This window comes from Brevibacillus panacihumi (genome assembly GCF_003710985.1).
Taxonomy (GTDB): domain Bacteria; phylum Bacillota; class Bacilli; order Brevibacillales; family Brevibacillaceae; genus Brevibacillus; species Brevibacillus panacihumi.
Genome location: NZ_RHHT01000007.1, coordinates 63781 through 76737 on the forward strand (window position 1 = coordinate 63781; position 12957 = coordinate 76737).

The window sequence follows — 12957 nt, forward strand, 5'->3', positions numbered from 1 at the left end:
AATCTTAATGAATAAATAAAAATTTATTAAATCACTCTAAAACATGTTTAAAAATAATATAAATGGATGTATATTGATAAAAGATTTAGAAAAGGGGGATTTAGTTGAATGAAAAAGAATGTCTTCTTGGCAATGAGTTCGATCCTCGTATTGGGCGCAGCACTTGCAGGCTGTGGCGGCGGCAATCAAGCAGCGGCACCAGCAGATAATCAAGGCAGCAACGCTGAAGCGCCAGCATCTACTGACCCTAAAGTATTGAAAGTGAATTTGCATTCGGAACCACCTACAGCTGACCCAGGCATCGCAGAGGATTCTACGTCCGGTACGATTATTCGCGCTACCTTTGAAGGTCTGACTCGTACAGGTGAAGATGGAAAAGTACATGAAGCTGCTGCGGAAAGCTATGAAGTATCCGAAGACGGCACAAAATATACATTTAAACTGCGCGACGCAAAATGGAGCAACGGTGATCCTGTAACCGCGCACGATTTTGAATTCGCTTGGAAACGCGCGCTGGATCCAAAAACGGCTTCCAACTATGCATACCAGCTCTACTACATCAAAAACGGTGAAGCGTTCAACAAAGGCGAAGCCAAAATGGACGATGTCGGCGTAAAAGCACTCGACGACAAGACCCTGGAAGTTACTCTGCAAAACCCAACTCCATTCTTTACAGAGCTGACAGCGTTCTATACCTACTACCCAGTAAACAAAAAAGTAGTAGAAGCCAATGAAAAATGGGCGGCTGACGCTGCTACTCACGTGGGTAACGGTCCGTTCAAATTGACCACTTGGGAACATAAAAACAAACTGATTGTAGAGAAAAACGACAACTACTGGGATAAAGACTCCGTAAAACTTGACAAGATCGAATTCTCCATGGTAGAGGACGAGAATACAGAGCTGTCCATGTTTGACAACGGTGAACTCGACTGGGCAGGTGCTCCAACAAGCGCACTTCCAACAGATGCGATTCCGGCTTTGAAAGATTCCGGAAAAATGAAAACCCAGCCTACTGCAGGTACGTACTGGTACAAATTCAATACGGAAAAACCACCGTTTAACAACGTGAAAATCCGTAAAGCATTTGCTTACTCGATCGATCGTCAATCCCTGATTGACAACGTACTGCAAGCAGGTCAATTGCCAGCGACAGGTGCGGTGCCACCATCCATGGCGCTGAACAAAGATGGCTACTTCAAGGACAATGATATTGAAACAGCGAAAAAACTGCTGGAAGAGGGTTTGAAGGAAGAGGGACTCACTTCTCTGCCGACCGTCACACTATCCTACAATACATCCGAAGGTCACAAAAAGATTGCCGAGGCAATCCAAGACCAATGGAAGAAAAACCTGGGCGTCGATGTAAAACTGGAAAACAAAGAGTGGAAAGTGTACATCGAAGACCTGCATCAAGGAAACTACCAAATCGGTCGTATGGGCTGGTTGGGTGACTTCAACGATCCAATCAACTTCCTGGAGCTGTACAAGGATAAAAAGGGTGGCAACAACGACACCAACTGGGAAAATCCACAGTACAAAGAACTGCTGAACCAATCTTCTCTGGAAATGGATCCGGCAAAACGCGCAGCTATTCTGGCTGACGCTGAAAAAATCCTGATGGAAGATATGCCAATCATGCCAATCTACTTCTACACGCAATCTTGGGTTCAAAATGACAAGGTTACCGGTGTAATCGTAGACGGCTTGGGTAACGTTGACTACAAACTGGCTGATAAAGCGCAATAAGATTTACGGAACAGACGAGGGCTGCGAGAAGCAGCCCTCGTTTTTTTGCGTGTTTATGGACAGATGACCAATCCATTCCGCTGCTCCTGACATAAAGTGAAAGGAACATACTGGACCAGGGGGGATCGCTGTGGATTTGGGCAAGTTGCTCAGTATCATAAAGTCGATACCGAAAGAGAAATTGAAGACAGATGCCGGGTTGAAGGAAGTCATCCGTGATCTCGGGAAAAAGTCGGGAAAGAATTTTACAGATCAGGAATTAACCCGCTATGTCGCCCAGTTCCGGACCATGTACAAGAATGAAGATGTAGGAAGTCTGTTGAACAAGCTCGCGAAAAAAGGAATTACTCCCAACGACGTGCAGGCCTTTAAAAAGAAATTTAAATAGTTGGTTTGGAAAAGAGAAGGGGGGAGGTGGGCATTATCGCTGCAAGGACAAAATCCAAGCCAAAGCAAAAAACGAAGAGCAGCTCTTCTCAGGCGAAAATGGCGGAAGCGATCGAGCGAATTGCAGAGGTGCATTCTTCGGGGAATGAGCAAGTGATGCGCGAAATGCATCAAATGCGTCAGGAAATTCAGATGATGAAGGAAAAATTGAACCGTATGAAAACGAGTCAACCTCCTCAGAGGCGAAGGGGAGGGCTTCTGTTTGGGAGACGGCGTCCTGACCCTGTTGAAGTAGAACCTCCCAAACCAAAGCTCGCACTGCCGCTGGAGGAGCTGCTGCCGCTGTTGCCGCAATTGGGCAGCGTAATTCCCCAATTGAAAAATCCCAAGGTGGCCGATTCGATCAAGGTTCTGTCCAATCCGGCAGTCATCGGAATGATTCAACAGTTTTTGACAAGCGGTGGGCTAAAAGGAGGAGCGGCAGCATCCGAAACTCGTCGGGAAAGAAGAGATTGGAGATAAGAAAAGAGGCGTTCGGCCTAAGAACGCCTTCTTTTTTTCGGGAAACAGGCTTGTCCAGCTGTCGGACGTTGCCTGAAATTGCCTGATGATTCGGACTATTAATTTCTGATATATGCCTTGATAATGAACTTGATTCCAATATTTCACATGCCAGGAGGAGAATTATGTTGAAACGTAAGATGAAGCTGATTCCCATTGCTTTGATTGCGAGTTTGGCATTCAGTCTTCCCGTTTACGCAAAACCGAATCCGTCTGACAGTGCGTTTGACAACAAGATCGTAAAGCGAATCAAGGTAGACAATATTTATGACACGATTGACTACCTCTCACAGGAGCCTCGGGTAGCCGGGACCAAAGCGGAGCATGATGCTGCCAAATACCTGGAAAAGCAATTCAAATCTTACGGCTATGACACAGAACTGCAGGCTTTTGAATTTACCAGCTACAAGGCGCCGGACTACATGTCATTGTCCGTCAGCGGCATGGAAGATGTAGATTGGGATCTGGGCAATTTTTCGTACGGTGTGAGTGGACAAGCCTCCGGGGAATTGGTTTATGTCGGTTTGGGCCGTGAGAGCGATTTGGAAGACGTCGATTTGACAGGCAAAATCGCCCTCGTCAAGCGCGGCGAGATCAGTTTTGGAGAAAAGGTGCTCAATGCGGCGAGGGCTGGAGCGGAGGCCGTGCTCCTGTTTAACAATACCTCCGGGGTGATTAACGGTACGCTGGGAGAGCCGAACGATGACTATGTTCCCGCACTGGCACTGACAAGAGATCAGGGTGAGGAACTATTGGCCTTGCTGGAGGCAGGGGAAACCCTGATTGCCGACGTAGAGATTGAAGGTTCTGAAATGAAGGAGAGCACCTCCTACAATGTAATCGCCACGAAGAAGCCTGATAAGAAGAAAAGCACCGGTCAGATCGTCATCGTAGGAGCGCATCACGACTCCGTGGAGGGGGCTCCTGGAGCAAATGATGATGCCTCCGGTACAGCTACCGTATTGGAGCTGGCACGCGTCATGTCGAATATGCCGATCGATACAGAACTCCGTTTTGTCACATTCGGAGCAGAAGAGAACGGGCTGCTCGGTTCCTACGCCTACGTAGATTCCTTGTCTGAAGAAGAGATTGAAAACACAGTCGGCATGTTCCAGATGGATATGGTCGGCAGCCGCGATGCCGGCAAGCTGATCATGTATACCGTCGATGGGGAGAAAAATATTGTGACTGATCTGGGAGCGGCAGCAGGCTCGCGTCTGTCAGAGACCGTCAATTACGGCCGTGAAGGACGCAGCGACCATGTTCCTTTTGCGGAAGCAGGCATCCCGGCAGCTCTCTTTATCCATGCGCCCGTTGAGCCATGGTACCATTCGCCGGAAGATACGATCGACAAGATCAGCAAGGACAAGCTGCAGGAAGTGGCGGAAATTGTAGGGGCAGCGGTTTACCAGATTGCTCGCCCAGACACGCCAGCCCTTAAGAATGCCAAGGTGGCTCCGAAGAAGGTAGAGTATGAATACGAGGAAAGAGAACTGGAGTAAGAGCAGTTCTGCAGTTCGCTTAGAACAGAAAGTGCCGAATTTCGGCACTTTCTTTATTTTTCCAGTGAATTTGGTTCCATTATACTACAAACTTTGCAGATGGTAATGCGTCTAACCTTACGGGACAATTCATTCGCTCGGCTTCTTCGCCAGACGAAAAAACAACATGAAGGAGGTCAGGATGAAAAGACGTTTGTTACCGTTGTTTGTACTATTGTTATTGCTCAGCCTCCCAGGTTGGGCAGCCGCTGCAGACCAATCCGTTCATCTGATGATCGGGGGACAAGCCGTACAGCCGGAAGTACCGCCTATGATTGATAAAGGGCGTACGCTGGTTCCGGTCCGGGTCATCGCAGAGGGGCTCGGGGCTTCCGTAGATTGGGATCAGCCCACACGAACAGCCTTGATTGCGCGAGGCCAACAAAAATTGCAACTGACGGTCGGATCAAAACAGGCTCTGCTCAACGGAAAAAAGGTGCAGCTGGATGCGCCGCCAGTCATGAAAAACCAGAGAATGCTGTTGCCGCTTCGCTTTGTCGGTGAATCACTCGGAGTGACGGTGGGCTGGGAAGAAAGCACCCGTACCGTGATCGCCAACGAAACGCCGCAGGTCGAGCTGAATGGCCAAAAAGCTCCAGATGCCTGGAAGTTTTATCAGGCGGACGATACGTACTATGTATCCGCACAGGCAGTAGCGGATCAGTTCGGACTCAAGAATCATGCTTGGAAACGGCCGGAGCGAGGCCGCACTATTGATGGCCAGCTTACCTTGCCGCTCTCGCAGCTGGAAGCGGAGCTTGACGGTACATTTGCCTGGAATCAAAAGAAGAACCAGGTAGAGATCGAACGTCTCAGCTATCTGAAGGATGTAGTCGCGGACGGGGAGTACGTACATATCGAGACAACACTGCCAGTCGGTGCGGAGGCAATCGTTTTGAACGGACCGCATCGCATCGTGCTCGACCTGCCGCATACGGTTCTGGATGAGGAGCTGATACCGCAAAGCTACGGTTATCAAGGCCCGACTGACCAAGAAGAAAAGGCGAATTCCGACGCAGATTCGAAAGCAGCCGAGGATGATAGCGACGAATCGGACGAGCCTGCTGACGATGAAAGCTCGGACGACGAAGCAGACGTGAAGGCAGAATCGGCAAAAGCAGAGAATGCTCTCATTGCCGATTTGCGCTTCAGCCAGTTCCAAAGCTCGCCGAATACCGTTCGCGTCGTCATTGAATTGAATCAAAAGAGCAAGTACACCCTGTCCTATACCGAGGACGGTATTGAGGTTAAGCTGATCCCGCAACCTCGAAAAACCGGTTATCTGATCGTAGTCGACGCCGGACATGGCGGCAAGGACCCAGGGGCATTGGGCGTAACTGGAAATCACGAGAAGGATTACACTCTCGCGGTAGCCAATAAAGTAGTAGAGCTGTTGAAGCAGTACCCTGAGTTCCAGGTCGTGCCGACCCGCAGTACAGACGTATTTTTGGAGCTGTCCGAGCGTGTTGCCATTGCCAACGACTGGGATGCAGACCTGTTTCTGTCCATCCATGCCAATTCCTTCTCCAACCCGAACAGTGGCGGTACGGAAAGCTTCTATTACAATGCCAACAGCAAGGAGTTTGCTCAGCTTGTCCACAAGCATCTCCAGGGAGCTACACAATTCCAAGATCGTGGTGTGAAGCCATCAGGCTTTTACGTCATCAAGCATACGAAAATGCCGGCTGTTCTGACAGAGACAGGGTTCCTCAGCAATCCCAAGGAAAACAGCAAGCTGACTTCTCCTGAATTCCAGGAGAAAATTGCGAAAGCGCTTGTAGCTGCCATTCGGGAGTATTACCAATCCTATCAATAAGGCAGCTCGCAGTAAGGAGGAAAAGATGAACTACAGACGTCGCCTGATTGGACTCGGCTTATTCGCGCTGCTTCTTTTGGCTGCCGGCTGCGGCCAACAAAATGCTGCTCCCGCTCCGGTGCCGGAGCCAGCGCCGCCTCAGACGGGCGCCCCAGCAGAACCGCCTTCCAATTCCAGCTTGACCAAACAAACCATTTCCGTGTTTTATTCCGACAACGACCTGCTCGCTTTGCAGGAGGAAAAACAGGAGATTGCCTTTGCGGATGATCTGGAGAAATACAAGAAGGCGGTCGCGCTTCTGGAGGCTCCGCAAGAAAAGGAGAAGCATTTCCCCTTGTGGGTCGATTTCAAGTACCACTCGCTTACCTTTGAAGAAGGCAAATTGACCATTGACGCGGACAGCCATAATGTCTACAACCTCGGCTCCAGCGGTGAAGTCATGGCCCTGGATGCGTTGAAAAAGACCCTCTTTCAATTTCCCGAGGTAAAAAGCATCGTGATTTTGGAGGATGGGAAACCGGCAGAATCGCTGATGGGGCACGTTGATATAGTAGAGCCACTGACGCGAGATGAGGTTGCGCAATAACCGATACCACAAAAAGCACGTCCCGGACTGAAGCGGGGCGTGCTTTTTCATTGGTGGAACTACGATCCATTCTCCGTATCGGGTTGCTCGCGGCGGCCGAAGAGAAATTTGATCGAATAGACGCCGGCCAAGCCGACAAGCGTGTAGAGAATCCGGCATACAATCGATTCAGTCTCCCCGAAAAGAGTCGAGATCAGGTCGTATTGAAAGAAACCGACCAATCCCCAATTCAAGGCTCCGGCAATTATGAGAAACAAGGCTAATTGATCCATGTTCGATCAACCCCCTTGGGCAAAGAGTGTCCTCAGTATTCCCCGCTTCTCCACGAAACATCCCGAATCGTGATGATCTTTAAGAAAGCTTTACAATCCCAACACAATAGAACAACATTCCCCCTGTAAACTTTGTAAGTGAAAAGACCAAAAATAATTACCTTACAAAACGGGGAGGATTTTCATCCAATGAAAAAACTCAGCAAAATGTTTATGGCTCTAACAGTTGTGGGTGCATTGCTCGCAGGTTGTGGAAGCAACGCGGCAACTCCATCTCAACCACAGCAACAATCCGGCGAGACACAGACACCAGCACCGGAATCCAATTCTGGCAATACAGGCGCTGAGACAAAAAGCAACGAACCGATTACAGCAGTAGGCTCTACAGCGATGCAGCCACTGGTCGAGCAAGTGGCCAAAGATTTCATGGCGAAAAATCCAGGCTTGCAAATCCAAGTGCAAGGCGGGGGTAGCGGTACCGGCTTGAGCCAGGTATCCAGCGGAGCTGCAACAATCGGGAACTCTGATATTTTCGCAGAAGAGAAGAAAGACATCCCCGCAAACGAATTGGTAGACCACAAAGTTGCAGTAGTTGGCATGGCAGCTGTCGTAAATCCGCAAATCGGCATCGACAACCTGAGCAAGCAGCAACTGATTGATATTTTCAGCGGTAAAATCACCAACTGGAAAGAGGTTGGCGGTCCTGACACAAAAGTGACCTTGGTTAACCGTCCGAAGTCTTCGGGTACTCGCGCCACCTTCAGCAAATTCGCTCTGGATGGCACAGAGGAAGCGGAAGGCATCACAGAGGATTCCTCGGGTACTGTTCGCAAAATCATCGCAGAAACACCAGGAGCAATCGGTTATCTGGCACTGTCCTACATCAATGATTCTGTCAAAGCATTGAAGCTGGACGGCGTGGAAGCAAACGGCGAGAACATCGCCACCAATCAATATCCGGTGTGGGCGTATCAGCACATGTATACAAAAGGCGAGCCGACTGGCAGCGCCAAAGCGTTCCTCGAATATATCCTGACTGACGAAGTGCAAAAAACAGCCGTGAAGGATCTGGGCTTCCTGCCGATCACAGAGATGAAAGTAGATCGTGCAGCAGACGGAACCATCAAACAAAAATAACCTAGCAAATAGACAGTTTTGGCAAAATGAGGGGTGAGGGGGCGCTTCCCCCTTATTTTGCTTGCTGTCCCTTTTCCAAGGAGGGGAATCATGACCCATCGTACTGACACTCCATCACAATCAGGAATTGCTCGGAAAATGTTGACCAGCAACAAACGCCAATGGACGGAGAATGTGACCGGCAGGCTCATCGCTACCGTTTGTGCGGCATTGTTGATCATCGTAGTCTTGTCGATCACGTATTTTATCGCTTCCAAAGGTTTGTCCACTTTTTTTGTGAACGGAATCAGCATCACGGAATTTTTGAGCCAGGTCAAATGGGACCCTGAGGGCGAACCTGCCGTATACGGCGTCTTTCCCTTCATTCTCGGCTCCTTTCTGGTGACGACATTGGCGGCTTTGATAGCAGCTCCTCTCGGCATTGGCGCTGCCATTTTCATGATTGAGCTGTACCCGAACTTCGGCAAGAAAGTATTGAAACCTGTCATTGAATTGCTGGTGGGAATCCCGTCAGTTGTCTACGGGTATGTCGGACTTACCTTGCTCGTGCCGTTTATACGCGAACAGTTTGATGTGCTGGGCTTCAGTCTATTGGCGGGTGGACTGGTTCTCGCTTTGATGATTCTCCCGACGATTACCAGCGTGGCGGCTGATGCGATTTCGGCAGTACCGCAGGATTTGCGAAATGCGTCCTTGGCTTTGGGGGCGACCCGTTGGCAAACCATCTGGAATGTCGTCCTGCACTCTTCCTTGCCGGGCTGTCTCACCGCCATTGTTTTGGGGATGGCGCGTGCCTTCGGGGAAGCGCTGGCGGTCCAGATGGTGATTGGAAACACCACTAAGCTCCCGGGCAGCCTGCTCGATCCAATCAGCACGTTGACCAGCGGAATCACCCTGAACATGGGGAACACGATTCAGGGAACTCCTTACAATAATGCGCTGTGGTCGATGGCCTTGCTGCTTTTGTTGATGTCCTTCGTCTTCATCATGATCTTGCGCATCATCGGCAGAAAAGGACTGGTGAACAAATGAGAGCCAAAATCATGGACCGCGCGGCGACAGTTATTTTGACCCTGATTGCGGTGCTGATCATCGGCACCTTGGTCGGTTTGCTCGGATTTATCCTGACGCAGGGCTGGCATAAGCTGAACCTGGATTTTCTCACTTCCCCGCCTGATATTGTGAAGGCAGGCGGCGGGATTGGACCTCAGTTGTTCAACTCCTTGTATCTGCTCGTTTTGACGATGGTGATCGCCTTGCCGCTTGGGCTTGGCGCAGGCATTTACATGGCGGAATACGCGCCGGACAACAAATTTACGCAGTTTATCCGCATGAGCATCGAAGTGTTGTCCTCGCTGCCGTCTATCGTCGTAGGTCTGTTCGGACTTTTGGTCTTCGTCAACATGACGGGATGGGGATACACGCTGTTTTCCGGTGCCTTGGCCCTGACCGTCTTCAATCTGCCTCTCCTGGTGCGTGTCACGGAGGATGCGATTCGCAACGTGCCGCGCAGCCAAAAAGAGGCGAGTCTCGCATTGGGCATCACCAAATGGCGGACGATTGTCTCCGTAATTTTGCCTGCAGCTTTGCCAGGGATTCTGACCGGAACGATTCTAGCCTCGGGACGTGTCTTCGGGGAAGCGGCTGCGCTCTTGTTTACTGCTGGAATGTCGTCGCCTGATCTGGACTTTAGCCAATTTTCTCTAAGCGGTCCGACCTCTCCGCTCAACCCGTTCCGACCGGCGGAGACTCTGGCGGTACACATCTGGAAGGTAAACAGCGAAGGCTTGGCTCCGGATGCGCGCGATGTGGCTGATGGCGCCGCTGCGGTGCTGATTATTGCCGTGCTGCTGTTCAACCTATCGGCACGCTGGTTTGGCGCATGGATCTACAAAAAGATGACATCAGGGGCCAATTAGGAAAGGGTGGAAGCGATGAGTGTGATGACCTTGGAAAAAACGATCATTCGGGCGCGAGATGTGTCGGTTTACTATGGTGAGAAGCGGGCAGTGTCCAATATTCACATGGATATTGAGCGAAATTCCGTCACCGCTTTTATCGGTCCTTCCGGCTGCGGAAAATCGACCTTGTTGCGCAGCATGAACCGGATGAATGATCTGGTGCCCTCCTGCCGTGTGACGGGATCGATCGAAGTGGACGGGACGGATATCAACAGTGCGGACGTCAACATTGAGGGATTGCGCCAGGTAATCGGAATGGTCTTTCAGCGAGCCAACCCGTTTTTTAAATCCATCTATGAAAACATTGCGTTTGCTCCGCGTTTTCACGGCCTTACAGACAAGCGAAAGCTGGACGAGGTTGTAGAAGAGAGTCTGCGCAAGGCTGCGCTTTGGGATGAAGTGAAAGACCGCCTGCGCGAGTCGGCGCTCTCGCTCTCTGGCGGCCAGCAACAGCGTCTTTGCATCGCGAGGGCGATCGCCATGCAGCCGACCATTCTGCTTTTGGATGAACCGGCTTCGGCTCTCGACCCCATCTCGACGATGAAAATCGAAGAATTGGTGATGAGCTTGAAGGAGGAGTACACGATTGTGATCGTGACCCACAATTTGCATCAGGCAGCCCGCATCTCGGACAAAACCGCCTTCTTTCTGATGGGCGAGCTGATTGAATACAACGATACCTCCAAACTTTTCACAACCCCCGAAAACGAAAAGACGGAAGCCTATATCAGCGGCCGATTTGGCTGATGGCGGCAAGCAAATGCAAACAAAGAAGAAGCCCTCTACGCGGAGGGCTTCTCTGTTGTTGTCTGGAAAAAGCGGATTTCCTGCTCCAAATCTTCGACGACATCGGTCAGCCTGGCGGCGTCGCTCAGGAATTGCTGGGAGTAGCCCAGGCTTTCCTGATTGGAGGCTACAGCCTGCTGCATACCGTCCAACACCTCGACAGCGGAAGCCGACAGTGCATGTACGCGCTCCAGGATGAACTGGCTATGCTGTCGGATGGAAGCGGAGAGCTGCTGGATCGCCGCGAACTGAGCGTTGAACGTATCGCTGAGCTCGACCGTTTGTGCAAACGTATCGGTTGCCTGACCGAGGGTATGAATCGCCTCCAGGGTGGCTGTATCTGTCGTTTGCATGCAGCGGGAGACGTGTTCCATGCGCTGCTCCCCTTCTGCGATCACTTGCTGGATGCGAGAGGTAGCTGACTCGGTCTGCGCGCTGAGCTGCCCGATCTCGTCAGCCACGACGCCAAAACCAAGGCCGGCCTCTCCGGCGCGGGACGCTTCGATACGAGCGTTCAAGGACAAGAGTTTGGTGCGCTTGGAAATATCCATGATCATACCGGAGATGTCGTGGATGTCATTCATGCTTTCCCTCATGGCGGATACCGCTTGCAGCGAAGTGCGCATATCTTCGGAGATCTTCTTCATTTCCGTTTGCAATTGCTCGATGGAATAAGAAGTGCTCGCTGTTTGCTTGCTTGATTTCTGATTCTGTTCGAGAGCATTTTGAAGCAGGGTAGTGATCCGGTTCATTTCCTGCGAGATGCTGTCCACGTGGCCGTGGATGTCTGCAATCTGCTGGTGCTGGGCATCCATCTCGTGCGACAGCCGTTCCGTGACGTGCGTGACTCCGCTTTGCACCGCATGGGAGCGTTTGGAGCCGCTTTCGACATGGAGGGCAATCTGCTTCACATCGGATATGGCGTGCTGGATCTTGCGTATGATCCCGTTTAGTTGTCCGCTCATGCGATTGAAGCCCTCCGCCAACTGCCGAAGCTCGTCTTGGGTTTTCACATGCATCACCAAGCTGAGATTGCCCTCGCTGAAGGCGGTCATTTTTTGCTGCGCTTCCTTGATGGGCGCGACAATTTTGCGGACGTATCCGTACAGCAGCACGGACAAAGCCCCCAAACCGATCAGCGAGATGGCGAGGATGGTCCATTGCAGGCGTTGAACCTCCTGTTCCAGCTCGGCTACTCCCTGCAAAACGATGATTCCCCAGCGAAGCCAGGGGTCGTATTGAAAGGCAGCCAGATAGTCTGCCTGGTCGAGATGGACGGTCTGGACACCTGCGTTGCCTGCCATAACCTCATTCACGACGGGAAGCTGCTCCAAGGATGGGCGAGTCAATGCGTAATTCGCATCGGGATGGGCGACCAGCTTGCCATGTTGATCTACAATCATGGCATAACCGGAGCGGCCGATCTGAATGCCGCCGATAAACTCGCTCAGCTTGGGGACGGAAACAAAGGCAACGACAACCCCGGCGGTCTGTCCGTCATCCTTTTGGAGAGGAAGCGAGACAGCGATCTTGGGAAACTCGGTTTGGGAAAATTGAAAGACATCCGATATGTATGCCGGTTGATCTTGCAAGCGGAGTGCCTGGCTGTACCAATCTGTCGCCCTCGGATCGTACGCATCGACGGGTGAACCGGGAAACGTAAGGTACTTCCCGTCTGTGGTTGCCAGCTGTATCTCTGATATCGTCGGGTGTTGCGCCGCCAGATCGGAAAAGATGTCGAATACCTGGCTGTTGGTCACTTTTCCCGTTTCGTAAGCGGATGCAAATGATTGCAGGGTGGCTACGATCGCCTTCACGCGATGACTCGCCTCCGTCAAGGTGGTGAGCGAGGCCTGCCTCAATTGTTGCCGGGTTTTCTCCTCTAGCATCGCTTCTGACTGATAGCTGATAAAGAACCCCGCCGTCACCATCATGGCGACGACCATTGCCAAAATTCCGAAGAACAGCCTGGTGAAAATTGTCCGAGAATGAATGGATAAAATGCGAAAATTCATGAATGATGGGGACATCATCAGCTCTCCCTTTTTCGTGGCAACGTTCTCAGCCCTAATTGTAGGAGCAGCTTTGGGGATCGTCGATAGATCAGGAAAAAACTTTACCTGATCTTTACCTTCCTTCAAAAATTAATGAAAACTTCATC

The 12957-nt window shown here is 51.1% G+C and carries 12 protein-coding genes; 10 read left to right on the plus strand and 2 right to left on the minus strand.

Annotated features, from left to right (window positions below):
• Window positions 1-108: 108 nt before the first annotated feature.
• The 6 genes from EDM58_RS05255 (at window position 109) to EDM58_RS05280 (ending at window position 6640) form a co-directional block, all read left to right on the plus strand.
• Window positions 109-1749 carry a peptide ABC transporter substrate-binding protein gene (locus EDM58_RS05255; protein ID WP_122912421.1) on the plus strand — a complete coding sequence of 547 codons (1641 nt, stop codon included), beginning with the start codon at window positions 109-111 and terminating at the stop codon, window positions 1747-1749.
• Between the two features lie 130 nt (window positions 1750-1879).
• Window positions 1880-2137, plus strand: coding sequence for a hypothetical protein (locus EDM58_RS05260; protein ID WP_122912422.1), 258 nt, complete (start codon window positions 1880-1882; stop codon window positions 2135-2137).
• 26 nt (window positions 2138-2163) lie between these two features.
• Window positions 2164-2658: a hypothetical protein gene (locus EDM58_RS05265; RefSeq protein WP_246000546.1), complete on the plus strand. Its 495-nt coding sequence runs from the start codon at window positions 2164-2166 to the stop codon at window positions 2656-2658.
• A 164-nt stretch (window positions 2659-2822) separates the two neighbouring features.
• Window positions 2823-4199 carry a M28 family peptidase gene (locus EDM58_RS05270; protein ID WP_122912423.1) on the plus strand — a complete coding sequence of 459 codons (1377 nt, stop codon included), beginning with the start codon at window positions 2823-2825 and terminating at the stop codon, window positions 4197-4199.
• Between the two features lie 181 nt (window positions 4200-4380).
• Window positions 4381-6054: an N-acetylmuramoyl-L-alanine amidase gene (locus tag EDM58_RS05275; protein ID WP_122912424.1), complete on the plus strand. Its 1674-nt coding sequence runs from the start codon at window positions 4381-4383 to the stop codon at window positions 6052-6054.
• Between the two features lie 25 nt (window positions 6055-6079).
• Window positions 6080-6640: a GerMN domain-containing protein gene (locus EDM58_RS05280; protein WP_122912425.1), complete on the plus strand. Its 561-nt coding sequence runs from the start codon at window positions 6080-6082 to the stop codon at window positions 6638-6640.
• Window positions 6641-6699: 59 nt separating this feature from the next.
• On the opposite strand, the gene EDM58_RS05285 is transcribed toward EDM58_RS05280, so the two are convergent.
• A complete protein-coding gene (locus EDM58_RS05285; protein ID WP_122912426.1) occupies window positions 6700-6912 on the minus strand; it encodes a DUF378 domain-containing protein in 213 nt (70 codons plus the stop codon).
• Window positions 6913-7101: 189 nt separating this feature from the next.
• Between EDM58_RS05285 and EDM58_RS05290 the strand changes: the two genes are divergently transcribed.
• The 4 genes from EDM58_RS05290 (at window position 7102) to pstB (ending at window position 10757) form a co-directional block, all read left to right on the plus strand.
• Window positions 7102-8049, plus strand: a complete 948-nt coding sequence (locus EDM58_RS05290; protein ID WP_122912427.1) for a phosphate ABC transporter substrate-binding protein — start codon at window positions 7102-7104, stop codon at window positions 8047-8049.
• Window positions 8050-8139: 90 nt separating this feature from the next.
• A complete protein-coding gene (gene pstC, locus EDM58_RS05295) occupies window positions 8140-9081 on the plus strand; it encodes a phosphate ABC transporter permease subunit PstC (RefSeq protein ID WP_122912428.1) in 942 nt (313 codons plus the stop codon).
• A complete protein-coding gene (gene pstA, locus EDM58_RS05300; protein WP_122912429.1) occupies window positions 9078-9968 on the plus strand; it encodes a phosphate ABC transporter permease PstA in 891 nt (296 codons plus the stop codon). Before pstC ends, pstA begins: the two co-directional genes overlap by 4 nt.
• A 15-nt stretch (window positions 9969-9983) precedes the next feature.
• Window positions 9984-10757: a phosphate ABC transporter ATP-binding protein PstB gene (pstB, locus tag EDM58_RS05305; RefSeq protein WP_122912430.1), complete on the plus strand. Its 774-nt coding sequence runs from the start codon at window positions 9984-9986 to the stop codon at window positions 10755-10757.
• Between the two features lie 35 nt (window positions 10758-10792).
• On the opposite strand, the gene EDM58_RS05310 is transcribed toward pstB, so the two are convergent.
• The gene (locus tag EDM58_RS05310; RefSeq protein ID WP_122912431.1) at window positions 10793-12826 is read right to left on the minus strand and encodes a methyl-accepting chemotaxis protein; all 2034 of its coding nucleotides are present in this window, start codon (window positions 12824-12826) and stop codon (window positions 10793-10795) included.
• Window positions 12827-12957: the final 131 nt, after the last annotated feature.